Consider the following 24,946-nt stretch of genomic DNA (forward strand, 5'->3'; position numbering starts at 1 on the left):
CCGACGGTTCGGCAAGACCTGTAACGTCCGGACGCGCCGCGCGATCAACGCGGGAGAGGGTTGCCCCTCGACAGGTGAGCTCGGGTGATGCGGGGTGGAGATGACGGCTGACTGGCAGTTCGATGTGCCGACCGCGGGACACAAGTACCTCCCGCCCGCCGCCCGGTACATGGAGGCCCTGACCAGCCAGGGCTACGGATTCGAGGCCGCGGTCGCCGACCTGGTGGACAACTCCATCGACGCGGGCGCCCACGACGTCGTCATCCACTTCCTGCGCGACGGCGACGACCTGCTGAGCCTGCTCATCATCGACGACGGACGCGGCATGGCCGAGGACGACCTCGACGTCGCGATGACCGTCGGCGGCCGCCGCGACTACGCCCCCGAATCCCTCGGCATGTTCGGCACCGGCCTCAAATCCGCCTCGCTGAGCCAGGCGTCGGCCCTGACGGTGGTGAGCCGCACCCGCAAGTCGCGTCCCGCGGGCCGCCGGTGGGCGATGGAGAGTGCCCGCGCCGACTTCCGCTGCGACATCGTCGAACCCCGTTACGCCCAGACCCTGATCGACCGCTACCAGGGCTGCCCGATCACCTGGCAGGGCACCGTGATCCGCTGGGACGGCGTCAAGGACTTCCCGCGCAATGTCGGCGCCGCCCAGACCGGACGCTATCTCGACCGCACCATCGCCCGCCTCGGTCTGCATCTCGGCGTGCAGTTGCACCGCTTCCTGACCCGCGACGACTTCAACATCACCATCGCCGTAGAGGACATCCGCACCGGCGACATCTACGCCAATTTCGGTGTGGTGGCACTGAATCCGTTCGGCTATCCCGTCGCGGGCCATCCCGGCTATCCCCGAACCTTCACCGCTGATCTCGCCGAGGCGGGCCGGGTCGAGCTGACCGCCCACATCTGGCCCGCGAAATCGTCACTGAGCGAATACAAATCGTTCGGCAGCGTGCTCGATCGCCAGGGTTTCTATTTCTATCGCCACGGCCGGGTCGTGCAGGCCGGTGGCTGGAACAATGTCCGCCAGCCCGAACAGCACCTGGCGCTGGCCCGCGTCGAGGTCGACCTGCCCGCCGAACTGGGTGACATCTTCCGACTCACGGTCAAGAAGGAGGGTGTCGAGGTCTCACCGGAATTCGCCGAGGTCGTGGAGAAGGCCGTCGACGCCGAGGGCCACGCGTTCGCCGATTTCCTCGCCGACGCCCAGCAGATCTACCGCGACGCGCGTCGCCGCGCGGGCGCGACCCGCAAACCGGTGATCCCCGCCGGTCGCGGTTTCGCCGACAGCCTGCGCGAGACCATCGACGACGAACTGCCCGCCCTGCCCGGCGAGGAACCGATCGCCGTCGAATGGCGCAAACTCACCGACGACGTGTTCTTCGACATCGACCGCGACACCCGGACCATCGCCCTGAACCGGCGCTACCGCACCGCGCTCAACGGCGGCCGCCGCGGCACCGTCGAGGATGCCCCGATGCTCAAGGCGCTGATGTATTTCCTGCTGCACGAGGTATTCGGCAAGGAGTACAGCGGACCGCGCACGAAGGACAATCTGCAGCTGTGGCAGTCGGTCCTGCTCTCGGCCGCCCGCGCCGAACTCGAGCAGGCCGACGCGTGACCCCGGGCGAACTGCGACTGCGGCTGCATCGCGAGGTGCTCGGCGAGCTGGCCGGGACCAGGCCACGAAACCTGGTGGCCTCCATGCGATACCAGGTCGAGGACATGCCCGAGGCCGCGCCGTTCGCCACCGAGGAGGACTTCCGCGACGCGCTGCTGTTCGTCTCCGACAACCTCGCCCTGGTCGAGATGTGGCGCACCCAGCTCTATCAGTGGGACTTCGAGTCGGCGCCGACCTGGTCCGACGCCGAGCCGCGCACCCCCGAGCGGCGCGCGCACATCTGCTGGCGCCTGGGCGTCGACCTGGCGACCGCGAAACTGCTCGAGGCCAACGCACCCATTCCCGCCCTGCCGAAACCGGTGGTCATCGGCACCCGTTTCGAACCGTGGTACCACACCCGGGCCACGCGGTTCTCCCGGCACGGCCGCGAGGGCTACTGGAACAACTACCGCCTGCTGCTCGCCGCGAAGCAGTGGTCGCCCGAGGCCGTCGCCGACCTCGACGCCGCCACCGACGCCGTGGTCGAGCGCCTGGCCGACCCGACCGCGCTCACGGCGTACCAGTCCAAGGGACTGGTGGTCGGGTACGTCCAGTCGGGCAAGACCGCGAACTTCACCGGTGTCGTCGCCAAGGCGGTCGATGCCGGATATCGCCTGGTCATCGTGTTGTCCGGCACCTTGAATCTGCTGCGCGCGCAGACGCAGCGTCGCCTCGACATGGAACTCGTCGGCCGCGAGAACATCCTGCGCGGTGCCGCCGAGCACGAATCCGACTACCACGACGATCCGGCCTGGATCGGACGCCGCTTCCAGTCCTTCGGCGAGCTGCCGTCGGTGCAGGGCTGGTTCGACATCCACCGCCTCACCACGCGCGACAACGACTACCGCAGCCTCCAGCAGGGCATCTACGCGCTCGAGTTCGAGAAGCGCGAACCCGCCCTGCCGCTGTACGACCCGGTCAACCTGCATCGCGCCGCCGCGCGCCTGATGGTCGTCAAGAAGAACAAGACCGTCCTGACCAGGCTCGTCAAGGACCTGAACAAGATCAAGACGCCGCTGTCGGAGATCCCCGTCCTGATCATCGACGACGAGTCCGACGAAGCCTCGGTCAACACCACCCGCCCCAAACCCGACACCGAGCGCACCGCGATCAACCAGTCCATCGCCGACCTGCTCACCATGCTCCCGCGCGCCCAGTACCTCGGCTACACCGCCACCCCCTACGCCAACGTCTTCATCGACCCCTCCGACAGCACCGACATCTTCCCCAAGGATTTCCTGCTCTCCCTGGAACGTCCGCTCGGCTACATGGGCGCCACCGATTTCCACGACATCGACTCCGCCGTCCCGGAATCCGAACGCACCTACGCGAATTCGAACGAGAAGGCCCACGTGCGGGATGTGGTGGTGGCCGACGAGGACGACACCGAGGCCCTCGTCCGCGCCGTGGACATGTTCGTGCTGACCGCCGCGATGAAGATCTACCGGGAGGAGCACGGCCTCGGCGACGGCTATTTCACCCATCACACGATGCTCATCCACGAATCCAGTTTCGTGGCCGACCATCGGGAGCTGTTGGCGCGCGTCACCGAGGTCTGGTGGAACGCCGACTATTCCGGCCCCTCGGGCCACGCGCGACTGCGCGACCTCTTCGACTCCGACGTGGCCCAGGTCAGCGCCGCCCGCGCCGACGGCCACGCCGTGCCGCCGGACTTCGCGACGCTGCGGCCCTACATCAGCCCCGCCGTCATCCGGATCGGCGGCGATCAGCGCCCGATCATCGTCGTCAACGGTGACAAGGCGCTCGAAACCGGCGAGGCCGACTTCGACAAACGCCCCATCTGGAAGATTCTCATCGGCGGCCAGAAACTCTCGCGCGGCTTCACCGTCGAGGGCCTGACCGTCTCCTACTTCCGCCGCCGCGCGGGCAACATGTCCGCGCTCATGCAGATGGGCCGCTGGTTCGGTTTCCGTCGCGGCTATCGCGATCTCGTGCGCCTCTACATCGGCCGCGAGGAGGCGGGCCCCGGCCGCAAGACCTTCGACCTCTACCAGATGTTCGAGGCCATCTGCCAGGACGAGGACGCGTTCCGCCAGGAGCTGCGCCAGTACGCCACCCTGGTCGACGGCGAACCGCAGGTGACTCCCGCCCAGGTCCCGCCGCTGGTTTCCCAGCATCTGCCGCTGCTGCCACCGACCAGCAAGAACAAGATGTACAACGCGCGCCTGGTGGAGGTGCGCTCGCCCGGCCGGTGGCGCGAGCCCACCGCCTACCCGACGCTCGCGGCGGACCTGCGTCACAATGTCGACGCCTGGCTGCCGATCATCGACGAACTCTCCACCGCGCCGACGGAGTTCGCGTATCGGTTCCCCGACGGCGCCGCCAGCCACGTGCTGACCGCCCACCACGCCGTCATCGCCGCCGACCGGCTGCTCGAGGTCCTGGAATCGGTCCGGTGGCGCGCCGAACGTCAGTTCGCCCCCGATCTGGAGTACCTGCGCTCGATCACCGCCGACGGCGACGTCACCGACTGGGTCGTGCTGTGCCCACACCCCAACCGCAACGCCGCCACCCTCCCGCTGGGCCGCCACACCCTCCCGCGCTGGGACCGCGGCCGCCGCCGCGACCCCCTCTTCGGCGCCATCAGCTACAGCTGGCACCGCACCATCGCCCGCCGCGTCGCCGACGCCCTGCCCGACTCCGGCGACCCCCGCACCGAGTCCCTGCGCGCCGACCGCCGCGGCGCCCTCCTCCTGCACCCGGTCGTCGAGCCCGTCCACCTCGCCGACATCGCCCCCGACGGCGCGATCGACCCGGGCCGACTCGCCCTCACCTTCGGCTTCATCGCCCCCGCCACGGCCGTCGGCCGCGACTCCCGCGTCGTCCGATTCGAAACCACGGATTCGTCCACCGAGAACGCGATCGTCGAGGCCGAGCCAGCACGCTGACCCTCCCGCGACCGGAATTCGTTCGTGCTTCGACTCCTGCTGTGGTGGAGTCTTTTCAGCGTCCCGCGCGGGGGACGCCGCGTGCGGTCGACGGCGATCGATCGTCCCCACCCACTCGAGAGGATGCCCAGGTGCTTACCGCCGGTGTCGAACCGCTGCTCGGACAGGTCGCTGCCGCCGTGTCGGAGGCGATCTCGCGAGTCCGTCCCGAACTGGCGGACGCGGACCCGGTGGTGCGTCGATCCGACCACGCCGACTTCCAGTCCAATGCCGCGCTGGCCCTGGCCAAGCGGATGGCGATGCCGCCTAAGCGGCTGGGTGCCGAGTTCGCCGCGCGCCTCGATTCCGCGGGCGGCGTGATCGCGGATGTGCGGGTGTCGGGCCCGGGTTTCCTGAACGTCACCCTGTCCGACCGGGCCGTCTGGGAAGCCGTCGCGGCGCGGCTGGCCGACGATCGGCTCGGCGTGCCGGTCACCGAGCGCGGGCACCGGGTGGTGATCGACTACTCCGGCCCGAACGTGGCCAAGGAGATGCACGTCGGACATCTGCGGACCACGATCATCGGTGACAGTCTCGCCCGGGTCTTCGGCTTCCTCGGCGCCGATGTCGTCCGGGCCAATCACCTGGGTGACTGGGGAACCCAGTTCGGCATGCTCATCCAGTACATCGACGAGCACCCCGAATCGCCCTGGCACACCGAGGAACTCGACTCCGGCACCAGCTCGGTCTCGGCGTTGGACGGCCTCTACAAGGCCGCCCGCGCCGAATTCGACGCCGACCCCGCCTTCGCCGACCGGGCCCGGACCCGCGTGGTGGCGCTCCAGTCGGGCGACCCCGCCACCCTCGCCCGGTGGGGCGAGATCGTCGCCGAGTCCGAACGGGCGTTCGGCGCGATCTACGACCGGCTCGGCGTGCTGCTCACCCCCGACGACTACCTCGGCGAGTCCTTCTACAACGACCTGCTCGCCGACACCGTCGCCGAACTCGTCGACAAGGGTGTGGCCGTCGACAGCGACGGCGCGATCGTCGTCCCGTCCGAGCGGGTGACCGGCCCCGGCGGTCAGCCGGTCGTGCTGATGGCCCGCAAACGCGACGGCGGCTACGGCTACGACAGCACCGACCTCGCCACCATCCGCCACCGGCTCGCGACCTTGCGCGCCGACCGCCTGCTCTACGTCACCGACTCCCGCCAGTCCCTGCACTTCCACCTCGTCTTCGAGGCGGCGCGGCGAGCGGGCTGGCTCACCGACGCCGTCCAGGCCGACCACGTCGCGTACGGCACCATCCTCGGTCCCGACGGCACGCCGTTCAAGACCCGTTCCGGCGGCACCGTCCGCCTGATGGACCTCCTCGACGAGGCCGTCACCCGTGTCCGCGCCGTCGTCGCCGAGAAGAACCCCACCCTGACCCCGGCCGAACTCGACGCGATCGCCGAACAGGCGGGCGTCGGCGCGGTCAAATACGCCGACCTGTCCACCTCCCGCGTCAAGGACTACACCTTCGACCCCACCCGCATGACGGCCCTCACCGGCGACACCGGCGTCTACCTCCAATACGCCCACGCCCGAGTCCGCTCGATCCTGCGCAAGGCCGACACCGTCACCCCACCCCCGATCGACACCGCCGCCCCCCTCGACCCCGCGGAGCGCGCCCTGGCGCTGACCCTCGACGACTACGGCACCGTCCTCACCGAGGTCACCCACTCCCTCGAACCCCACCGCCTGGCGGGCTACCTCTACACCCTCGCCCGCGCCTACACCACCTTCTACGACACCTGCCCGGTCCTCACCGCCCCCGACCCCACCCGCTCGAACCGAATCGCCCTGTGCCAGTTGACCGCCCGCACCCTCGAATCCGGATTGGGGCAGCTGGGCATCGCGGCACCGCAGCGCATGTGAGTGTCGAGGTCAGTGCGCTGTGGTCCGATTGACGGTCGCAGTATCACCGGTCCGATGGAAACTTGGCGCGAGGGGGATCGAGTCGACATTGTTGACATCGATGCTTCCTCGCCCGGGTGCCGACTCGGCGTCATCGGGTGCGGAGTGGCCGGTGGTGAACTGATCGAAGCGTTCGGCGAGCCGGTCTCGTGCCGGGTGGAGCGATCTCCGGTCGGGCAGGGTTATCAGGGTGCCGTGCATGCCCTTGAGTCCGAATTCCAGGATGGGCCCTTCGTCGTCGGCTTCGGCCAGGTCGGGGCCGATGTGGACTCGAAAATCCGGTGAGATACCTATCAGATTCCGATCGTAGGCAGCATGGTGAATCTTGCACATACTCAGACCGTTGGGAATATCCGCAACGCCGTGAGCCTGTGTATCGCCGATGATGTGCGCTGCTTCCAGCAACTGGGGCCGCCCGAGCCGGCACACCGCGCACCGGTTCTGGTAAGCCAACAGCACTCGGCTGCGGAACTGAGGCTGATGGAGGCGCTGCTTGGTCATGCGCTGGACATATCGGCGTTCCACCTCGGTGAGATGCTGAGGATTCCCGACATCGCGCAGCGATTCGTCCAACGCCAGCAAGATCCGTCGATGCGCCGGATCGTCATCGACGGCATAGACCGGAAAGACCGGGAGGTACCGAACCGCATCGCCCACTTTGATCCAACGCAGAAGGATGAGCGGCAGGCGGGTGCCGACTGATCTGCGGAGTTTGACGTTGTCGCCGGTATCGATGGCGCCTTCGCGATAGGCGTAGGAAAACAAGGAATCGCCTACAACAGCGTCGTCGTAGGGGCTGTCCGGCTTCGACAGTATGGACAATGTCGAGGCGAATGCTTGGGGATTGCGAATGCCGCGGTTGCGATCGACCAGGGAGATCCGGTAGTTGCCGATCTGGAATTCCAGCAGATCGGCACGGGTTACCGATCCTCCCTTTTCATCCACCAACTCCTGCAGAGCGGTGAAGATATCGAATCGAAGTGCAAGCTCAGCCCCATGGTCCACCAGTGCAGTGTGTCACGGGGCTACGACAGGCTACGGCTCCATTCCGGCTCGCCGACAGGGCATCTCACACGAGTGTTGGTCATGTATATTGAGACATACATGACCAACATGGAGGTCGGCGATGACGGTGACACAGATTGATCTCGATGACGACGCGCTCGAGCGGGTGATGGCGACTTCGCAGGCCAAGACGAAGAAGGAAGCTGTGAATCTCGCACTTCGCTTCTATGCCGCTCGTGCCGAACGGGCTGAGCGCATCGCCAAGCACTTCGAGCGTGGAACACAATGGGGTGCGGTTGCCGACGCCGAGGAACGTCACCAGGCCGAGAAGCGCGCTCGGTGATCTATCTCCTCGATACGTCGGCCCTGGTCAGGCTGCTTGCGGACCGAGCTCTCCAGGAGGCTTGGTACGACGCCATCGACGCGGGTGCGATCGCCTCGTGCTACCCGCAGCGAGCAGAGTTCCTCTACAGCGCCCGTGATCGGCAGGAGTACGACGAGATCACGGAGATGTTCGTCGACCTCTACCCGGACCGTTCAGTTCCTCGTGGCGTCGGGAGCTGGATCGACGCCACGCAGTATCGGATGTCGCGAGCGGGCGAGCATCGCAGTGCTTCGGTTGTCGATCTCACCATCGCAGCCACCGCGGCCCACCACGGTCTCGTCGTGCTCCATCATGACGCCGACTTCCGCACGCTCGCCAAACACGCAACCGATGTGGAAGAACTGGACATCTTCGCTCCCATACGTTGATTCGTCCGGGATGATTGGTGCGGCCATCGTCGTGACGTGTCAGATGTAGTCCGGCGAATCGAACCACAGTGAGCTCGGGGGAGTGGATTCCGCCTGTCGGTGGGTGGCGTTAGGGTCGCGGCATGGGATCTGGGGTGGGGGACGTCGTGGGGCGGATCGTGCCGTTCGACGCGGTCGAAGAAGAGCATGTCGCGGAGACATTGCGGTGGTTGGGCTCGACCGATGATGTGTATCGGCGGGTGAAGCCGGATGTGCCCGCGCGGCATCTGGTGGCCTATGTGGTGGGCGCGGAGCCGTTGTTCCTGACGGTGGGGGGCACGGCGGGGCACGAGGACGTGAGTCTCTGGTATGTCGTGCGGGGTGAGCGCGGGAAGGAGTATCGGCTGGATCCGCGGGAGTTCGGGGCGATGCGGTGGTGGGATGTGGGTCGGTACGAGGTGCCGGAGGCGGATCCGCACTTCGGGCGGTTCCTGGCGAAGTTGGGTGCGGCGTTGGGGGTCAGGGGGTTTGGCGGACCTTGATGGCGTCTCGGGAGATGTAGACGTCGTATTCGCCGGGGGTGGCGATGGTGGCGTTGCCGTAGGTGGAGCGGATGAAGGGGGAGGTGAACCAGCGGTCGTTGTTCATGTCTTCGAAGAAGTCGCGGTCGCCGCCGTGCAGGAAGATGTGGTCCTGGGCGGGGGACTGGCCGTCGAGGCGCTGGCCGAACAGGCGGCTGAGTTTGTAGCCGGAGTGGAAGCCCAGGGCGTTCACCCAGGGTTCGAGTTCGACGATGTTGGCCTGCAGGGCCCACAGGTCGCCTTCGACGCGGTAGGTGGTGGGGGTGCCCGCGGTGCCGTCCTCGTCGAACTCGGTGAGCACCAGATCGAGCTGGTGTTGTTGTCCGGCAACGGGTTTCGCCACGACGTGGGCGGCCTTGATCTCGCCGGTGAGGCCGAGGTAGGTCTGCAGGAGGGTGGCGATCCAGAGCAGGAGGACGGCGACCAGGAGCAGGACGGTGCCGGGGAAGGCGTGGCCCAGTACGGGTTTGAGGCCGCGGCGGCGGGTCGCCAGCAGGGCCGCGCGGACGAGGAGGGCGACGGCCAGGGCGAGCACGACGAGCAGACACACCTGGGCGAACCCGAAGGTCACCGGGAAACTCATGTTCTCGGTATACCGCGAAACCTCCTGCGGTAAGCAGGATCCGGCAGACCGTGACGCGCTCGCCGCGCCCGGTCAGTCGGCGGCGGGCGGGTCGACGGGTGGACGCAGCCGCAGGACGAGCGCGATGGCCAGGGCGCAGGCGATCGCGATGGCGATTCCGGCCGTCGCGGGGGTGGCGCCGCGATCGACCACGGTGGTGCGGTACCAGGACGGTGAGTACGCCAGGTGACCGAACTCGGTGTCGCTGAGCGCGACCCCGGCCGAGGGGACGAACAGGATTCCGAGGCCGACGACCACCGAGGAAGGGTTCTCCGGCACGGCCGCGCCGACGCAGAAGCCGCCGATCCCGCCCAGCAGCAGGCAACCGAGGGCGGCGACGAGCGTCGCGGGCGGGTCGAAGACATCGACGGCCAGCGTGTACAGGCCCAGCGCGATCACACAGCCCGCGGCGAGCAGGACCCGAGGGGCGCGCAGACCGAGCAGCAGGCCGACGCCGACCGCGCCGAGGGTGGCGAGGTCGACCCAGCCGGAGCGGGGCAGGGTGATCACCAGGCTGCCGACGACCGCGAAACCGGCGAGCAGCGGCACCAGCAGTCCGTCGCGGCCGGGCAGCACGAAGGCGGCGGCGGTCGTGGCGGCGACGACGGCGGTCGCGACGAGGATCAGGCGGCCGAGGCTGGCGGCGTGCGCGGCCAGGGACAGGGAGGTGTAGAGGATCGTCGGATAGGCGATGAGGGCGGCGAAGACGGGGGCCAGCGGGATGGCGGAATCGGGGGAGAAGCGGGGCGGGGGCGCCTCGGTGATCGCGAAATACGCCAGGGCCAGCACGGTGGCGGCGATGAACCACAGTGGCAGCGCCCCGGCGAGCAGGCCGTCGAAGCTGTCGGTGCCCTCGTCGACGGGGGTCTGGGTGAGATCGCCGATGATCGTCGCGCCGACGGCGGCGAACAGGTAGACCCCGCGCAGTAGCGGCCTGCCCCACACCGCGACCGCCAGCGCCCCGAAGGCCATTCCGGCCAGCAGCGCGTCGATGAAATTCAGGGTGGGCAGCGACAGGCCGTCGATGTGGCCGTCGTCGTTGATCGGGATCAGCGCCAGGTGGTTGAGCAGGATGCCGCCCAGCGCGGCCAGCGCGGTCCAGCGCGCGGTGCGCACGCTGCCGACGGCGAAGGTGACCGCGGCGGTGATCACCGCCGCGAACGCGCCGCCGGTCATCGCGCGGGGAATGTTGAACACCAGGAGGTCGAGATGGCGGAAGGCGATGAGCGAGGCGAAGCTGATCGGCAGCATGATCGCGAGGACGGCGACCGAGGTGGCGACCAGGACGGTGGCGACCTCGGTGGCGGTCCGGAGGCGTTGCGCGGCGACGGGCTGCACCGACTCTCCGTTCTCGCGGACGAGCAGGTCCGGGCGGACCTGGCTCAGCTTAGCCAGGGCTGTCGCGGAAATTCGGCAGCGACGTGCGACGATGGACGAATCTCCTATGACAGGCACGGGATTCGGAAGGTCGGTTGATGCCCAGCGGGGTCGTGAGCTGGTTCGACGGTGGCAAAGGGTTCGGGTTCATCAGGCCCGACGCCGGAGGGCCGGAGGTGTTCGTGGAGTACACCGAGGTGGTGGGGCAGGGATTCCGCACGCTGCGCGACGGTCAGCGGGTGGAATACACGGTCAGGGAGACCCGGCGGGGGCCCGAGGCGCACCAGGTGCGGATCGTGTGAGGTTCAGTTCTGGCCGCTGGGCCAGAAGCGGCTGGCCCGCTGACCGTGCACCGGTCGCGCCAGGGTGGGGTCCTCGGCCTCGGTGATGCCGACCTGCATCAGCAGGATCATGGTGACCATGCTGATGCCGATGATCAGCGGCGTGAGCAGCTGGCCCGCCGAGGCGCCACCGGCGTGGGCGACGTGGGCGCTGGTGTGCGCGCTCATCGAGAACATGCCGGTGTAGTGCATGCCGGTGACGGCCACGCCCATCAGCAGCGCGGCACCGACGGTGGCCAGCACGCCGTGCACGTGCAGGGCGAACCACAGGGCCGCGATCGAGGCCACCACCGCGATGGCGAACGACAGGGCGACCACGAACGGGTCGTAGACGATCTCGGCCTCGGTGCGCAGCGTGTACATGCCCGCGTAGTGCATGGCGGCCACGCCCAGACCGGTGATCGTGCCACCCACCGGGAGAGCGGCGCTGTCCCAGCCGCGGCGCACGACGATGGACAGTCCGAGCCACACCACGCAGATGGCGACCGCGGCGCTGAACAAGGTGATCGGCACGTTGTAGCGCACGGTCGTGCCATGGACGGAAAAGCCGAGCATCGCGATGAAATGCATGACCCAGATTCCGGTGCCACCGAGTGCCACCGCGGCGGCGGTGAGCCAGCCGCCGTGGTTACCGGAGGCGCGCGAGCGAACCATACAGCGCAGCGCCAGCATCGACCCGAGGACTGACATGAGATAGGCGGGCAACGGGGTCGCCCAGCCGTAAGTGAAATGGTTGATATCCAACACGCGAGGCTCCTCGAGAGTTTTCCGAGCGAGGGGTGGTCTCGCCCACGAACACGGAAAATACGCTGGTAGAAAATTTGCCGTACTCGGTTTCTCGAAAATGTCTAGGGCCGCTGACGGTGACGTCATCCGGTGCCATGGAGAACTCGATGGTGAAGCGTGCCAGGCGGTTTGATCGGTGCTCGGTCGCATTCCCGGCATCCGCGCCGCAACTACCTCGGCATACCGCGGGCATCCTCGCGATTGCGGGTCGGCGGGTCTGTGTGGTGACCCCGACGGGCGCGGTACCCGGGTTGGCTTCCTCACAGTCCCCGCGCTGTGGTGTGGCTGAATTCGCCGAACCGTGGCATTGTTGGTTGGCGAGACCGGGACCGGACTATTAGGACCTGGCTCGTCTACAGAAGGTTTAGAAATGGCTCAGGGCATTGTGAAGTGGTTCAACAGCGAGAAGGGCTTCGGCTTCATCGCGCAGGACGGCGGAGGACCCGACGTCTTCGTGCACTACTCGGCTGTCAGCGGCTCGGGCTTCCGCTCCCTCGACGAGGGTCAGCGTGTGGAGTTCGAGATCGGTCAGGGCCAGAAGGGCCCGCAGGCTCAGGACGTTCGCGTCATCTAGTTCCTGCGCCGACCAGCGTATGAGTTGAAGCTCCGCACCGGACCGGTGCGGAGTTTCTGCGTTTCCGGGGCCCACTTCAGCCCGCCGCGAGCGCCTCGGATCGGAAGAACTCGTCGGTGATCGCGCGGGCCGCGGTCAGATCGCGGGGCCGCCGGGTGGCGAAGGCGTCGGCGGCGACGCCGAACTCGGCGGTGATGAACTCGGCGATCGGCGCGGGCGCCGGGGCGGTGCCCATCTCCCTGGTCCGCGACTTCAGCGCGGTCAGCTCGGTGACGGCGTCGACGACATCGGACGGCAGCTCGCACTCGGCCAGCAGCGTCGGCAGGTGCATCGGCGCCACCGCCGCGCCGGGATGCTCGCGCAACCAGCGCAGGGCCATCGCCGGGCGCAGCGAATAGAACACCTTCTTCAAGCCGCCGTGGCGCTCGAACAGGGCCCACTGGCGCGAGCCCAGGTGCAGATAGTGCCGGGCGACCCGGTCGCGATCGGCCACCTCGGCGGCGACCTCGCGCAGCCGGGCGCGGAAATCCGCGTCGCCCCGATAGACGATGGGTGACATCAGCCACTCGATCAGCACCGCGTTGCCCGCCACCAGCAGGCGCAGCGCCTTGGCCAGATCCCAGCCGTTCACATCCAGCAGCCCGACCAGCGGGGTCTCGATCACATCGCGGGTGCGCCACGGCGACAGATAGGTGTCCAGACCGGCCACATAGACGAAACGGCAGTCGTAATCCGAATCCGGCGACGGGAAACCCCAAGCACGGCTGCCGCTTTCGATGGCCAGCCGGAGGGTGACGCGATGCTCGGCGGCCACCCGGTCGAGCTCGGCGTCGACGGCGGCGACCACCGTCGGGTCCATGGAATCGGGAACCTCACGCAAGAGCATGGCGTGATCGTAGAGCGCGCGCGGTGTCGCGTTCATCATGTTTTCGGCAGGGGGGTAAGGGCAGCCGAACTTCGCCGGACTATTCTGGTCCGCGGTAACTGCCGACCCCTTTCTTCTTCAGGAGTACCCCACAGTGAGCCAAGCAGGCCGTCCTGTAGTTCTGATCGCCGACAAGCTCGCCCAGTCGACCGTCGACGCGCTCGGTGACGGTGTCGAGGTTCGCTGGGTGGACGGTCCCGACCGCCCGGCCCTGCTCGCCGCGGTGCCCGAGGCCGACGCGCTGCTCGTGCGCTCCGCCACCACCGTCGACGCCGAGGTGCTCGAGGCGGGCAAGAAGCTCCAGATCGTCGCCCGTGCCGGTGTCGGCCTCGACAACGTCGACGTGCCCGCCGCCACCGAGCGCGGCGTGATGGTCGTCAACGCGCCGACCTCCAACATCCACACCGCCGCCGAGCACGCCGTCACCCTGCTGCTCGCCGCCGCGCGCCAGATCCCGGCCGCCGACGCCACCCTGCGCGAGAAGACCTGGAAGCGCAGCAAGTTCAACGGTGTCGAGATCCTCGGCAAGACCGTCGGCGTGATCGGCCTGGGCCGCATCGGCCAGCTGTTCGCGCAGCGTCTGGCCGCGTTCGAGACCAAGATCGTCGCCTACGACCCCTACACCTCGCCCGCGCGCGCCGCCCAGCTGGGCATCGAGCTGCTGAGCCTGGAAGAGGTGCTCGAGCGCGCCGACTTCATCTCGATCCACCTGCCCAAGACCCCCGAGACCAAGGGCATGCTCAACGCCGACACCCTGGCCAAGACCAAGCCGGGCGTCATCATCGTCAACGCCGCGCGCGGTGGCCTGATCGACGAGCAGGCGCTGGCCGACGCCATCAAGTCCGGCCACGTGCGCGCCGCCGGTCTGGACGTGTTCGAGACCGAGCCGTGCACCGACAGCCCGCTGTTCGACCTGCCCGAGGTCGTCGTGACCCCGCACCTGGGCGCCTCCACCGCCGAGGCCCAGGACCGCGCGGGCACCGATGTCGCCAAGTCGGTGCTGCTGGCGCTGGCCGGTGAGTTCGTGCCGGGCGCCGTGAACGTCACCGGCGGTGCCGTGAACGACGTCGTCGCGCCGTGGCTGGACGTCGTGCGCAAGCAGGGCGCGCTGCTGGGTGCCATCGCCAACGAGCTGCCGGTCAGCATCGAGGTGCAGGTGCGCGGCGAGCTGGCCGCCCAGGACGTCGCCGTGCTGGAGCTGTCCGCGCTGCGCGGGGTCTTCTCGGCGCTGGTCGAGGACCAGGTCACCTTCGTCAACGCGCCGTCGCTGGCCAAGGAGCGGGGCATCACCGCCACCGTCACCACCGCCACCGAGAGCCCGAACCACCGCAGCGTGGTCGACCTGCGTGCCGTGTTCGGCGACGGCTCGACCCTGAACGTGGCGGGCACGCTGACCGAGCCCGCGCTGGTCGACAAGATCGTCAACATCAACGGCCGCAACTACGACATGCGCGCCGAGGGCCTGAACCTGGCCGTGCTGAACTACAGCGACAAGCCGGGCGCGCTGGGCAAGATCGGCACCCTGCTGGGCGAGGCCGAGATCGACATCCTGGCCGCGCAGCTGAGCCAGGACATCGACGCCGAGGGCGCGACCGTGATCCTGCGCGTCAACGCCGAGGTTCCGGCCGAGGTGCAGGCAGCGATCGGCGAAGCCGTCGGCGCTTCCAAGGTTGTGCTGGTCGACCTGGCCTGAGCTGTACCGTCCCGGGAATCCCGGGACATCGGCAGCTGCGCGCCGTCACCCCACGGTGGCGGCGCGCACCTGTATCCCGACTTCGAACGGAGTTAGTTGATGAAACTCGCAGTCATCGCCGGTGACGGCATCGGTCCCGAGGTCATCGCCGAAGCGCTCAAGGTGCTCGACGTGGTGGTGCCCGGCGTCGAGAAGACCGAATACGACCTGGGCGCGGCCCGCTACCACCGGACCGGGGAGATCCTGCCCGAGTCGGTGCTGCCCGAGCTCAAGCAGCACGACGCGATCCTGCTCGGCGCGATCGGTGACCCGTCGGTGCCCAGCGGGGTGCTCGAGCGGGGGCTGCTGCTCAAGACCCGTTTCGCGCTGGATCACCACGTGAACCTGCGGCCCTCGAAGCTGCACCAGGGCGTCACCAGCCCGCTGTCGGGCAACCCGGACATCGACTTCGTGGTGGTACGCGAGGGCACCGAGGGCCCCTACACCGGCACCGGTGGCGCGATCCGCGTCGGCACGCCGCACGAGGTGGCGACCGAGGTCTCCAACAACACCCGCTTCGGCATCGAGCGCGTGGTGCGCTACGCCTTCGCCACCGCGCAGGCCCGGCGCAAGCACCTCACCCTGGTGCACAAGAACAATGTGCTCACCTTCGCCGGGTCGCTGTGGCAGCGCACCGTCGACGAGGTCGGCGCCGAGTTCCCGGACGTGCAGACCGCCTACCAGCACATCGACGCCGCCACCATCCACATGGTGACCGACCCGGGCCGCTTCGACGTGATCGTCACCGACAACCTGTTCGGCGACATCATCACCGACCTGGCCGCCGCCGTCAGCGGTGGCATCGGCCTGGCCGCCTCGGGCAATATCGACGCCTCGGGCACCAACCCGTCGATGTTCGAGCCGGTCCACGGCAGCGCCCCCGACATCGCGGGCCAGTCCAAGGCCGACCCCACCGCCGCCATCCTCTCGGTCTCGCTGCTGCTCAACCACCTCGGCAACACCGAGGGCGCCGCCCGCATCGAATCCGCCGTCGCCAAGGACCTCGCCGCCCGCACCGCCCCCGCCTCCACCGTCGAGGTCGGCGACCGCATCGCCGCCATCGTCTAACGACGCCGACCACCCGAGCGGTACTCGGACCGGTGATCGCTGGTTCGGGTACCGCCGTGGGAAGACGAGGTCCCCGGTTCGCCCGTCGGGCCGTATCGTGATGTCGGCTTCCAGCTCTAGACTGGCGATACCCGCCGTGGTCACGGCGGGAATCACCCGGATGGATCCGGTCGCGAACCGGTCCGAGCTGGAGGCGAGATGACAGTGGACCACGCTGCCGACGGCAATAGCTTCGGCCCCTACACTGTGCTCGATCTGCACGACCTGCCGGAGGACGGCAAAGGGTTCGAACTCGAGGACGGGTGGTTGGTCGAGGTGGCTGCGGGGGCGCGACACAACTGGATCGCGCGGCGCCTCGGTGGAATTCTGCAAGCCGCCCTGCCCGACGACACCTCGCTGGTACTCGACGGCGGTGAGTGGGAGGTCAGCACACCAGCGGGCGTCCGGAAGCCGGACGTTCTCGTGGTGCCCAGGGATGTCGCGCGCGCGGTGATCGTCGACGAGACGCCGAAACTGCTCCCGGGTCTGGATGTGCTGCTCGTGGTCGAGGTGGTCTCGCCGGGCAGCGGCAGCGAACGCAGCGACCGGGTGCGTAAGGTGCGTGAATACGCCGCACTGGGAATTCCCGAATACTGGATCGTGGAGCACCGTCCGGATATTCGCGTCCTCCGTCTGCGGCTGGATGCCGAGACCGGAACCTATCGCGCTGATCCGCCGGTGGGCGCGGGGAACGTCTTTGCCGCGGACGTGCCGATGGGCCAGGACCTCCGGGTGTCGTTCGACCCTGCCGAACTGATCGAGTTCTGACCGCCGCCGCTGTTCGCGGCGTAGGTCGTCCTGTGCCCCAGCCGTTTTCGACACTGTGACGAAAACGGCTGGGGGTCGGGCTATTTCGAAGTGTCGCGGGGGACGAGGGGGATGGCGGCCGCGGCGGCTACGGCGGCCAGGGCGTAGGTGGTGGGGAAGTTGGTGGCGGTGATGACGGCGCCGAAAACCGGGGGGATGGCGGCGATTACGAGGTTTTGGCCGGTGTTCTGGATGCCCAGGCCGCGCCCGCTCCAGAAGGGCCCGGCGATCTCGGCGACGGCGGTGAAGGCCAGGCCGTTGTCGGAGACGGAGATGACCGAGGCGGCGACCAGCAGGGGGGCCGCGGCCCACCACCAGCCGGTCCAGGCGGCCAGGCTCAGGGCGGCCATCGCGACGACGGCGGCGATGGCGACCTGACGCAGCGGGGTCAGTCGGCTGCCGACCCGGTCCGACCAGGCGCCCGCGCCGATGCGTCCGGCGGCGCCGAGGAACTGGGTGACCGTCATCAGCGCGCCCGCGGTGGGCAGCGACCAGCCCAGATCGCGGTGCAGCCACAGCAGCGCGAAGGTCCACAGGGTGGCCTGCGGGACGACCAGCAGGATCGAGACCGCGTGGATGCGCCACAGGGTCGAGGCGCCCCGGTAGGGGTTGGCGCGGTCGGCGGCCGCGGTCGGCGGACGCGGCGGATCGACGATGCCGACCAGGCAGCCGATCGCGGCCAGCCCGGCCAGCACGGCGGGGACCAGCAGCGCGGCGGGGATGCCGTGGTGCGTGGCGACCCACGGGATGCTCAGCGCGCCCAGGCCAACCCCCAGCGGCTGCGCGGTCTGGCGGATGCCCATGGCCAGCCCGCGCCGATCCGGCGGGAACCAGCCGACGATCACCCGGCCGCTGGCCCCGTTGGAGCTGGCCGCGCCGACACCGCCCAGCAGCAACAGCGCGCCGAAGGCGACGGCATTGTCCACCAGGGCGGCGCCGATGCCCGCGACGAACATCACCAGCGTGCCCGCCACCAGCACGACCCGCTCGCCGATGCGATCCACGACATAACCCCAGGCGATGAGCGTGCACACCAGGCCGACTGTGGGCAAGGCCACCAGCGCGCCCGCCGCGGCCAGCGAATCGCCGCGCGCGGTGAGCGCGGGCAGCAGGAACGGGGTGCCGTGGATGAACATCGAGCTGGCGGTCTGGGCGAAGACGCCGAGCGCGAGCATGAACCAGCGTCTGCCGCTACCGATCCGGGTCACCTCGGGTGCCTGGTGCGCCTGCGTCACGATTCCCACCTCGCTCGGATTGCACGATTGCATCTCAATATTTGAGATTGATGTCTCATGGTATGAACATCGAAGATCACGCTACACCGCTGACCGTCGATTGTTGCCTCCGGATCAGGTGTCTGACAGATCACACGCGGCACCCGCCGGGGGTCGGGCGAAATTCGCAGGCGTGCAAGGTCTTCGAATCACACCGGTGTGAGTTCCCTCGCACTCGCCCCGCGCGGGTATCGACCGCACCGCGCCGCGTCCCGGGCGCGTTCGGGCAGGTGGGCGTGTCTCGATAGACTCCGGGCATGCGCTTAGGTCGAGTTGCCAGTCCCGATGGAGTCGCGTTCGTCAGCATCGACGGCGAGGGCGGCGACGCGGTCGCCAAGGAGATCGCCGAACATCCGTTCGGCTCGCCGACGTTCACCGGGCGGAGCTGGCCGCTGGCCGATATCCGCCTGCTGGCGCCGATCCTGGCCAGCAAGGTGATCTGCGTCGGCAAGAACTACGCCGCCCACGCGGCCGAGATGGGCGGGCAGGCGCCGGTCGACCCGGTGATCTTCCTCAAACCCAATACCGCGATCGTCGGCCCGAACGCGCCGATCATCCTGCCGCCCAGCTCTTCCCAGGTCGACTACGAGGGCGAGCTGGCCGTGGTGATCGGGCGTCCGTGCAAGGACGTGCCCGCCGCCAAGGCCGCCGAGGTGATCCTGGGCTACACCGTCGCCAACGACGTCACCGCCCGTGACCAGCAGCGTCACGACGGTCAGTGGACGCGGGCCAAGGGCTACGACACCTTCTGCCCGCTCGGCCCCTGGATCGAAACCTCGCTGGACCCCGGCGATCTGGAGATCACCACCGAGGTCGACGGCGAGGTCCGCCAGCGCAGCCGCACGTCACTGTTCCTGCACGACATCCCGAAGATCATCGAGTGGATCAGCTCGGTGATGACGCTGCTGCCCGGTGACGTGATCCTCACCGGCACACCGGAAGGCGTCGGCCCGCTGACCGCCGGGCAGAACGTGTCGGTCACCGTCGAGGGCATCGGCACCCTCACCAATCCTGTTGCCACCAAGCGCTGAGACAGCGGAGAAGAGAGTCATGACTGAAGTACGGGTCCGTTTCTGCCCGTCGCCGACCGGCACGCCGCACGTCGGCCTGGTACGCACGGCGCTGTTCAACTGGGCGTACGCGCGCCATCACGGCGGCAGCTTCGTGTTCCGCATCGAGGACACCGACGCCGCGCGCGATTCCGAGGATTCCTACCGCGCGCTGCTGGACGCGCTGCGCTGGCTGGGCCTGACCTGGGACGAGGGTCCCGAGGTCGGTGGGCCCTACGAGCCCTACCGGCAGTCGCTGCGCCGCGACCAGCACCTGGACGTGGTGGCCCGGCTGCTCGCCGCCGGGGAGGCCTACGAGGCGTTCTCCACCCCGGAGGAAGTCGAGGCCCGTCATCGCGGGGCCGGTCGCGACCCGAAACTCGGCTACGACAATTTCGACCGGGACCTGACCGCCGAGCAGATCGCCGCGTACAAAGCCGAGGGACGCCCCGCGGTGGTACGGCTGCGGATGCCCGACGAAGATCTCACCTGGAATGATCTCGTACGCGGGGAAACCACCTTCAAAGCCGGGACGGTGCCCGATTTCGCGCTCACTCGGGGCAATGGCGACCCGCTCTACACCCTGGTGAATCCGGTCGACGACGCGTTGATGAAGATCACCCATGTGTTGCGCGGTGAGGATCTGCTGTCGTCCACTCCGCGACAGCTCGCGCTGTATGCCGCGCTGCAGCGTATCGGGGTCGCCGACTTCACACCCGAGTTCGGTCACCTGCCATTCGTGATGGGCCAGGGCAACAAGAAACTGTCCAAGCGCGATCCGGAATCCAACCTTTTCCTGCATCGCGATCGCGGATTCGTCCCCGAGGGTTTGCTGAATTATCTCGCGCTGCTCGGCTGGAGTATCGCCGAGGACCGCGATGTGTTCTCGATGGCCGAGATGGTGGCGGCGTTCGATATTTCCACGGTGAATTCCAATCCGGCGCGTTTCGACCAGAAGAAGGCCGACGCGATCAATGCCGAGCAGATTCGTCTGCTGGAGCCGGGTGATTTCGGCCACCGACTGCGCGAGTTCCTGACGGCGCAGGGTCATATCGGCGCGGAGATCGACGAGAAGACCTTCCTGGCCGCCGCCGAACTCGTGCAGACCCGGATCGTGGTGCTCTCCGACGCCTGGGACCTGCTGAAATTCCTGTTCGTCGCGCCCGCCGAGTTCGCGATCGACCCGGCCGCGGGCGGCAAGAACCTGGGTGCCGAGGCCGATCCGGTGCTCGACGCCGCGCTGGCGGCGGTGGAGCCGCTGGGCGAGTGGACCACGGCCGCGCTGGAGGAGGCGCTGAAGAAGGCGCTGATCGAGGACCTGGGGCTCAAGCCGCGTAAGGCGTTCGCGCCGGTGCGGGTGGCGGTGACCGGATCGCACATCAGCCCGCCGCTCTACGAGTCGATGGAACTGCTGGGCCGGGAGATCTCGCTGGAGCGGCTGCGCGCGGCGCGCGGCTGGGTGCCCGCGGCGCAGTAGCGGTGCCGGGCGGACGTGGCCAGGCCGCGTCCGCCCGTGCCGGTCCGATGGTGTGAAAATCGGCCGAAAAGCGGCCTCTGACCAGGCGATTTGTAGTTTACCCCGTAGTGTTTGGTAATCTTCTTCTCGCCGCGGAACACGGCCTCGCAACACCGACAACCACTCGGTGCGACGGAGGTCGGGCGTTTCCATCCTTGGGGTATGGTGTAATTGGCAACACAGCTGATTCTGGTTCAGCCATTCTAGGTTCGAGTCCTGGTACCCCAGCAAGGTTTCACCTCGGTGAGATCGTCCTGGCCCCGTCGTCTAGCGGCCTAGGACGCCGCCCTCTCAAGGCGGTAGCGCGGGTTCAAATCCCGTCGGGGCTACGAAGAAAGACCCCCGGTCGAATTCGACCGGGGGTCTTTCTCGTTCACAACCGCTTGTGCAGCGCCTCGGCGGCGGCGACCAGATCGGCGGCCCAGCGTGCGCCGGGACGCCTGCCCATCCGGTCGATCGGGCCGGAGACCGACACGGCCGCCACCACCACGCCGCCGGTGTCGCGCACCGGGGCCGACACGCTCGCGACGCCCTGCGCGCGTTCTGCGGCGCTCTGTGCCCAACCCCGCTTCCGCACCTCGGCCAACGCCCGATCGCCGAACACGGCGTCGGCCAGGACGGTGCGTTGCAGTTCCGGGTCCGCCCAGGCGAGCAGCACCTTGGCCGCCGACCCCGCGGTGAGCGGCAGCCGGGAGCCGATCGGCACCGTGTCACGCAGGCCCACCGGCGGCTCCAGGGCCGCCACGCAGACGCGGGCGTTGCCGTCGCGGCAGTAGAGCTGGACACTCTCGCCGGTGATCTCGCGCAGCCGGGGCAGAATGGCACCCGCGGCCTCCACCAGTGGATCGGCGGCTCCGGCCGAGAGCTCGGTGAGCGCGGGCCCGGGGCGCCACAGCCCGTTGCCGTCCCTGGCCAGCAACCGATGGGTCTCCAGCCCGACCGCCAGCCGGTGCGCGGTGGCGCGGGGCAGGCCGGTGCGGGTGCACAGGTCGTTGAGACCGCATGGCTCGTCCGCGACGGCGTAGAGCACCGCCACGGCTTTGTCGAGGACACCGATACCGCTATGCTGTCTCATAGAACGATACTAACGTCTCAAATCTTGAGATTCCAAGTATGCCCGTCGAAAGGTGATCAAGCAATGGCCGAGCGCGCCCGCACACTGGCCGAGAAGGTGTGGGACCAGCACGTCGTCGTCCCGGGCGACGGCGAGGGTTCCTCCCGCGAACCGGACCTGATCTACATCGATCTGCACCTCGTGCACGAGGTGACCAGCCCGCAGGCCTTCGACGGGCTCCGCGCGGCGGGCCGTCCGGTGCGCCGCCCCGATCTCACCATCGCCACCGAGGACCACAACGTCCCCACCGTCGACATCGACAAGCCGATCGCCGACCCCGTCTCGCGCACCCAGGTGGAGACGCTGCGGCACAACTGCGCCGAGTTCGGCGTGCGGCTGCACCCGATGGGCGACGCCGAGCAGGGCATCGTGCACGTGGTCGGTCCGCAGCTGGGCCTGACCCAGCCGGGCATGACCGTGGTGTGCGGTGACAGCCACACCTCCACCCACGGCGCCTTCGGCGCGCTGGCCATGGGCATCGGCACCAGCGAGGTCGAGCACGTGCTGGCCACCCAGACGCTGTCGCTGCGCCCGTTCAAGACGATGGCCATCACCGTCGACGGCGAATTGGCGCCCGGCGTCACGAGCAAGGACCTGATCCTGGCCGTGATCGCCGAGATCGGCACCGGCGGAGGCCAGGGCTATGTCCTGGAATATCGCGGCGAGGCGATCCGCAAGCTGTCGATGGAAGCGCGGATGACGATCTGCAACATGTCCATCGAGGCCGGTGCCCGCGCGGGCATGATCGCCCCCGACGAGATCACCTACGAATTCCTGAAGGGCCGCCCGCACGCGCCGCAGGGGGCCGACTGGGACGCCGCGGTGGCCGCCTGGGACGCGCTGCGCACCGACGAGGGCGCCGAATTCGACGCCGAGGTCCACATCGACGCGAACGCGCTGACCCCGTTCGTCACCTGGGGCACCAACCCGGGCCAGGGCCTGCCGCTGGGCGAGAAGGTGCCCGATCCGGCCCAGATCGCCGACGAGAGCGAGCGCGACGCCGCCGAGAAGGCCTTGCGCTACATGGACCTGACGCCGGGTATGCCGCTGCGCGAGGTCACCGTGGACACCGTTTTCGTCGGATCGTGCACCAACGGTCGGATCGAGGATCTGCGCGCGGTCGCCGATGTTTTGAAGGGCCGCCATGTCGCCGACGGCGTGCGAATGCTGGTCGTACCCGGCTCGATGCGGGTCCGCGCCCAGGCGGAAAAAGAAGGACTCGGCGAGATTTTCACCGCCGCCGGTGCGGAATGGCGGCAGGCGGGCTGCTCGATGTGCCTGGGCATGAATCCCGATCAGCTGGAACCGGGCCAGCGCTGCGCGTCCACCTCGAACCGCAATTTCGAAGGCAGGCAGGGTAAGGGCGGCCGTACCCACCTGGTCTCGCCCCTGGTCGCGGCCGCCACCGCCGTCCGCGGCACCCTGTCCTCGCCCGCCGATCTGTAGGAGAATCGTTATGGAAGCCTTCACCGTTCACAAAGGCATCGGGGTCCCGCTGCGCCGCTCCAATGTCGACACCGACCAGATCATCCCGGCCGTTTACCTGAAGCGCGTGACTCGCACCGGTTTCGAGGACGGCCTGTTCGCGGGCTGGCGGGCCGATCCGGACTTCATTCTGAACACCGAGCCCTACCGGCACGGCAGCGTGCTGGTGGCCGGGCCGGATTTCGGTACCGGGTCCTCGCGAGAGCACGCGGTGTGGGCGCTGTCGGACTACGGCTTTCGGGTGGTCATCTCCTCGCGTTTCGCCGACATCTTCCGTGGGAATGCGGGTAAGGGCGGTCTGCTCGCCGCGCAGATGTCACAGAACGATGTCGAAATGCTGTGGAAGCTGATCGAGGAACAGCCCGGCCTCGAATTGGTTGTCGACCTGACGGCGCGGACCGTGACGGCGGGAACCATCGTGTTGCCGTTCGATATTGACGACTACACACGCTGGCGTCTGCTGGAGGGTTTGGACGACATCGGGCTGACGCTGCGCCGCGCCGATGTCATCGGCGAGTTCGAAAAGGGTAGGCCGTCATGGAAACCCGTGACGCTGCCGGAGCCTATTTCGCAGGCGTAATCACCGCCGAACGATTGGTGGCGCTTCCCTGGGGGCGGTAGCTGGACGTGTGCTAAACCACATGAATTTTGGCGTGGCACATAGACTCTTGCTCAAACTGGGTTTACCGTGGTACCTAGTCGGTCCGACGACGGGCCATTAGTCTGCGGAGGATTCAATGAACAAGGCGGAACTGATCGACGTTCTGACCGAAAAGTTGGGTACGGACAGGCGTACGGCTACCGCGGCTGTCGAGAACGTGGTCGATACCATCGTCCGTGCCGTGCACAAAGGTCAGAGCGTCACCATCACCGGTTTCGGTGTGTTCGAACAGCGCAAGCGTGCCCCCAGGGTTGCCCGAAACCCGCGTACCGGTGAAACCGTGAAGGTGAAGGCCACTTCGGTGCCCGCCTTCCGGCCCGGCGCGCAGTTCAAGGCGGTGATCGCGGGTAAGCAGAAGCTGGCCGCGTCCGGCCCCGCCGTCAAGCGTGGCGTGAACGCCCCGGTGGCGGCGAAGAAGGCGGCGGCCAAGAAGACCGCGGCCAAGAAGACGGCGGCCAAGAAGGCCACCCCGTCGAAGGGTCCGGCCAAGACCACCGCCCGTAAGGCAGCCACCAAGGCTCCCGCCGCCAAGAAGACCACGGCGGCCAAGAAGACCACCACCGCCGCGAAGAAGACCACGGCGGCAAAGAAAGTGACCGCGGCCAAGAAGGCGCCCGCCAAGAAGGTCACCGCGACCGCCGCCAAGAAGACCACGGCGGCGGCCAAGAAGACCACCGCCGCCAAGAAGGCCCCTGCCAAGAAGACTGCTGCCAAGAAGACTGCTGCCCGTCGTGCTCGTTGATCCT

General features: G+C 68.2%; 23 protein-coding genes and 2 tRNA genes. 18 read left to right on the forward strand and 7 right to left on the reverse strand.

Features of this window, described 5'->3' with window-relative positions; translation table 11 throughout:
• The first annotated feature begins 100 nt into the window (after nucleotides 1-100).
• The 3 genes from QC180_RS17190 (at nucleotide 101) to argS (ending at nucleotide 6,473) form a co-directional block, all read left to right on the forward strand.
• Nucleotides 101-1,627 carry an ATP-binding protein gene (locus QC180_RS17190; RefSeq protein ID WP_278263774.1) on the forward strand — a complete coding sequence of 509 codons (1,527 nt, stop codon included), beginning with the start codon at nucleotides 101-103 and terminating at the stop codon, nucleotides 1,625-1,627.
• Nucleotides 1,624-4,575, forward strand: a complete 2,952-nt coding sequence (locus QC180_RS17195; RefSeq protein ID WP_278263775.1) for a Z1 domain-containing protein — start codon at nucleotides 1,624-1,626, stop codon at nucleotides 4,573-4,575. The genes QC180_RS17190 and QC180_RS17195 overlap by 4 nt, the downstream gene beginning before the upstream one ends.
• A 131-nt stretch (nucleotides 4,576-4,706) precedes the next feature.
• The gene (gene argS, locus QC180_RS17200) at nucleotides 4,707-6,473 is read left to right on the forward strand and encodes an arginine--tRNA ligase (protein ID WP_278263776.1); all 1,767 of its coding nucleotides are present in this window, start codon (nucleotides 4,707-4,709) and stop codon (nucleotides 6,471-6,473) included.
• 9 nt (nucleotides 6,474-6,482) lie between these two features.
• On the opposite strand, the gene QC180_RS17205 is transcribed toward argS, so the two are convergent.
• The gene (locus QC180_RS17205) at nucleotides 6,483-7,517 is read right to left on the reverse strand and encodes an HNH endonuclease (protein WP_278263777.1); all 1,035 of its coding nucleotides are present in this window, start codon (nucleotides 7,515-7,517) and stop codon (nucleotides 6,483-6,485) included.
• 121 nt (nucleotides 7,518-7,638) lie between these two features.
• Here QC180_RS17205 and QC180_RS17210 point away from each other — a divergent pair, with 121 nt between their 5' ends.
• The 3 genes from QC180_RS17210 (at nucleotide 7,639) to QC180_RS17220 (ending at nucleotide 8,791) form a co-directional block, all read left to right on the forward strand.
• Complete coding sequence (locus QC180_RS17210; RefSeq protein WP_278263778.1) at nucleotides 7,639-7,860, forward strand: type II toxin-antitoxin system VapB family antitoxin; 222 nt, start codon at nucleotides 7,639-7,641, stop codon at nucleotides 7,858-7,860.
• Nucleotides 7,857-8,270, forward strand: coding sequence for a PIN domain-containing protein (locus tag QC180_RS17215; protein ID WP_278263779.1), 414 nt, complete (start codon nucleotides 7,857-7,859; stop codon nucleotides 8,268-8,270). Before QC180_RS17210 ends, QC180_RS17215 begins: the two co-directional genes overlap by 4 nt.
• A 122-nt stretch (nucleotides 8,271-8,392) precedes the next feature.
• On the forward strand, nucleotides 8,393-8,791 hold the full coding sequence (locus QC180_RS17220; RefSeq protein WP_278263780.1) for a hypothetical protein: 399 nt from the start codon (nucleotides 8,393-8,395) through the stop codon (nucleotides 8,789-8,791).
• Here the strand turns inward: QC180_RS17220 and QC180_RS17225 are convergent.
• Entirely contained in the window at nucleotides 8,769-9,413 is a 645-nt protein-coding gene (locus tag QC180_RS17225) for a hypothetical protein (protein WP_278263781.1), read from the reverse strand. The two genes, QC180_RS17220 and QC180_RS17225, sit on opposite strands and share 23 nt — an antisense overlap.
• 72 nt (nucleotides 9,414-9,485) lie before the next feature.
• Nucleotides 9,486-10,790 (reverse strand): hypothetical protein, encoded by a 1,305-nt coding sequence (locus QC180_RS17230; protein WP_278263782.1) that lies wholly within the window; start codon nucleotides 10,788-10,790, stop codon nucleotides 9,486-9,488.
• Between the two features lie 137 nt (nucleotides 10,791-10,927).
• Between QC180_RS17230 and QC180_RS17235 the strand changes: the two genes are divergently transcribed.
• Nucleotides 10,928-11,131 (forward strand): cold-shock protein, encoded by a 204-nt coding sequence (locus QC180_RS17235; protein WP_278263783.1) that lies wholly within the window; start codon nucleotides 10,928-10,930, stop codon nucleotides 11,129-11,131.
• 3 nt (nucleotides 11,132-11,134) lie between these two features.
• Here the strand turns inward: QC180_RS17235 and QC180_RS17240 are convergent, their stop codons facing one another.
• On the reverse strand, nucleotides 11,135-11,917 hold the full coding sequence (locus QC180_RS17240) for an MHYT domain-containing protein (protein ID WP_278263784.1): 783 nt from the start codon (nucleotides 11,915-11,917) through the stop codon (nucleotides 11,135-11,137).
• Between the two features lie 409 nt (nucleotides 11,918-12,326).
• On the opposite strand from QC180_RS17240, the gene QC180_RS17245 reads away from it, so the two are divergent.
• Nucleotides 12,327-12,530 carry a cold-shock protein gene (locus QC180_RS17245; RefSeq protein WP_019048280.1) on the forward strand — a complete coding sequence of 68 codons (204 nt, stop codon included), beginning with the start codon at nucleotides 12,327-12,329 and terminating at the stop codon, nucleotides 12,528-12,530.
• Between the two features lie 76 nt (nucleotides 12,531-12,606).
• On the opposite strand, the gene QC180_RS17250 is transcribed toward QC180_RS17245, so the two are convergent.
• A complete protein-coding gene (locus tag QC180_RS17250) occupies nucleotides 12,607-13,416 on the reverse strand; it encodes a nucleotidyltransferase domain-containing protein (RefSeq protein ID WP_278263785.1) in 810 nt (269 codons plus the stop codon).
• Nucleotides 13,417-13,549: 133 nt separating this feature from the next.
• On the opposite strand from QC180_RS17250, the gene serA reads away from it, so the two are divergent.
• The 3 genes from serA (at nucleotide 13,550) to QC180_RS17265 (ending at nucleotide 17,062) form a co-directional block, all read left to right on the forward strand.
• The gene (gene serA / locus QC180_RS17255) at nucleotides 13,550-15,148 is read left to right on the forward strand and encodes a phosphoglycerate dehydrogenase (RefSeq protein ID WP_278263786.1); all 1,599 of its coding nucleotides are present in this window, start codon (nucleotides 13,550-13,552) and stop codon (nucleotides 15,146-15,148) included.
• Between the two features lie 99 nt (nucleotides 15,149-15,247).
• Complete coding sequence (locus tag QC180_RS17260; protein WP_278263787.1) at nucleotides 15,248-16,255, forward strand: 3-isopropylmalate dehydrogenase; 1,008 nt, start codon at nucleotides 15,248-15,250, stop codon at nucleotides 16,253-16,255.
• Between the two features lie 204 nt (nucleotides 16,256-16,459).
• Nucleotides 16,460-17,062, forward strand: a complete 603-nt coding sequence (locus tag QC180_RS17265) for a Uma2 family endonuclease (RefSeq protein WP_278263788.1) — start codon at nucleotides 16,460-16,462, stop codon at nucleotides 17,060-17,062.
• Nucleotides 17,063-17,142: 80 nt separating this feature from the next.
• On the opposite strand, the gene QC180_RS17270 is transcribed toward QC180_RS17265, so the two are convergent.
• Nucleotides 17,143-18,276 carry an MFS transporter gene (locus QC180_RS17270; protein WP_278264078.1) on the reverse strand — a complete coding sequence of 378 codons (1,134 nt, stop codon included), beginning with the start codon at nucleotides 18,274-18,276 and terminating at the stop codon, nucleotides 17,143-17,145.
• A 356-nt stretch (nucleotides 18,277-18,632) separates the two neighbouring features.
• On the opposite strand from QC180_RS17270, the gene QC180_RS17275 reads away from it, so the two are divergent.
• The 4 genes from QC180_RS17275 (at nucleotide 18,633) to QC180_RS17290 (ending at nucleotide 21,269) form a co-directional block, all read left to right on the forward strand.
• A complete protein-coding gene (locus QC180_RS17275) occupies nucleotides 18,633-19,406 on the forward strand; it encodes a fumarylacetoacetate hydrolase family protein (RefSeq protein WP_278263789.1) in 774 nt (257 codons plus the stop codon).
• A gap of 19 nt (nucleotides 19,407-19,425) precedes the next feature.
• A complete protein-coding gene (gltX, locus tag QC180_RS17280; RefSeq protein WP_278263790.1) occupies nucleotides 19,426-20,901 on the forward strand; it encodes a glutamate--tRNA ligase in 1,476 nt (491 codons plus the stop codon).
• Nucleotides 20,902-21,096: 195 nt separating this feature from the next.
• Nucleotides 21,097-21,168: transfer RNA gene (locus tag QC180_RS17285), tRNA-Gln, on the forward strand.
• A gap of 28 nt (nucleotides 21,169-21,196) precedes the next feature.
• Nucleotides 21,197-21,269, forward strand: a tRNA-Glu gene (locus QC180_RS17290).
• Between the two features lie 44 nt (nucleotides 21,270-21,313).
• Here the strand turns inward: QC180_RS17290 and QC180_RS17295 are convergent.
• Nucleotides 21,314-22,015: an IclR family transcriptional regulator gene (locus tag QC180_RS17295; protein WP_278263791.1), complete on the reverse strand. Its 702-nt coding sequence runs from the start codon at nucleotides 22,013-22,015 to the stop codon at nucleotides 21,314-21,316.
• Between the two features lie 63 nt (nucleotides 22,016-22,078).
• Between QC180_RS17295 and leuC the strand changes: the two genes are divergently transcribed.
• From leuC to QC180_RS17310, 3 genes are all read left to right on the forward strand, one after another.
• Nucleotides 22,079-23,500, forward strand: coding sequence for a 3-isopropylmalate dehydratase large subunit (gene leuC / locus QC180_RS17300; protein WP_278263792.1), 1,422 nt, complete (start codon nucleotides 22,079-22,081; stop codon nucleotides 23,498-23,500).
• Nucleotides 23,501-23,510: 10 nt separating this feature from the next.
• Nucleotides 23,511-24,119, forward strand: a complete 609-nt coding sequence (leuD, locus tag QC180_RS17305) for a 3-isopropylmalate dehydratase small subunit (protein WP_278263793.1) — start codon at nucleotides 23,511-23,513, stop codon at nucleotides 24,117-24,119.
• Nucleotides 24,120-24,276: 157 nt separating this feature from the next.
• Nucleotides 24,277-24,942 (forward strand): HU family DNA-binding protein, encoded by a 666-nt coding sequence (locus QC180_RS17310; protein ID WP_278263794.1) that lies wholly within the window; start codon nucleotides 24,277-24,279, stop codon nucleotides 24,940-24,942.
• Nucleotides 24,943-24,946 lie beyond the last annotated feature (4 nt).

Source organism: Nocardia anocheti (assembly GCF_029675105.1).
In the GTDB taxonomy this organism is placed as follows: Bacteria; Actinomycetota; Actinomycetes; order Mycobacteriales; family Mycobacteriaceae; genus Nocardia.

Coding starts and splice junctions, on each gene's coding strand:
- QC180_RS17190 (WP_278263774.1), top strand. CDS start 101: ATGACGGCTGACTGGCAGTTCGATGTGCCGACCGCGGGACACAAGTAC.
- QC180_RS17210 (WP_278263778.1), top strand. CDS start 7,639: ATGACGGTGACACAGATTGATCTCGATGACGACGCGCTCGAGCGGGTG.
- QC180_RS17220 (WP_278263780.1), top strand. CDS start 8,393: ATGGGATCTGGGGTGGGGGACGTCGTGGGGCGGATCGTGCCGTTCGAC.
- QC180_RS17225 (WP_278263781.1), bottom strand. CDS start 9,413: ATGAGTTTCCCGGTGACCTTCGGGTTCGCCCAGGTGTGTCTGCTCGTC.
- QC180_RS17235 (WP_278263783.1), top strand. CDS start 10,928: ATGCCCAGCGGGGTCGTGAGCTGGTTCGACGGTGGCAAAGGGTTCGGG.
- QC180_RS17245 (WP_019048280.1), top strand. CDS start 12,327: ATGGCTCAGGGCATTGTGAAGTGGTTCAACAGCGAGAAGGGCTTCGGC.
- QC180_RS17250 (WP_278263785.1), bottom strand. CDS start 13,416: ATGCTCTTGCGTGAGGTTCCCGATTCCATGGACCCGACGGTGGTCGCC.
- QC180_RS17260 (WP_278263787.1), top strand. CDS start 15,248: ATGAAACTCGCAGTCATCGCCGGTGACGGCATCGGTCCCGAGGTCATC.
- QC180_RS17270 (WP_278264078.1), bottom strand. CDS start 18,276: ATGCTCGCGCTCGGCGTCTTCGCCCAGACCGCCAGCTCGATGTTCATC.
- QC180_RS17275 (WP_278263789.1), top strand. CDS start 18,633: ATGCGCTTAGGTCGAGTTGCCAGTCCCGATGGAGTCGCGTTCGTCAGC.
- gltX (WP_278263790.1), top strand. CDS start 19,426: ATGACTGAAGTACGGGTCCGTTTCTGCCCGTCGCCGACCGGCACGCCG.
- QC180_RS17295 (WP_278263791.1), bottom strand. CDS start 22,015: ATGAGACAGCATAGCGGTATCGGTGTCCTCGACAAAGCCGTGGCGGTG.
- leuC (WP_278263792.1), top strand. CDS start 22,079: ATGGCCGAGCGCGCCCGCACACTGGCCGAGAAGGTGTGGGACCAGCAC.
- leuD (WP_278263793.1), top strand. CDS start 23,511: ATGGAAGCCTTCACCGTTCACAAAGGCATCGGGGTCCCGCTGCGCCGC.
- QC180_RS17310 (WP_278263794.1), top strand. CDS start 24,277: ATGAACAAGGCGGAACTGATCGACGTTCTGACCGAAAAGTTGGGTACG.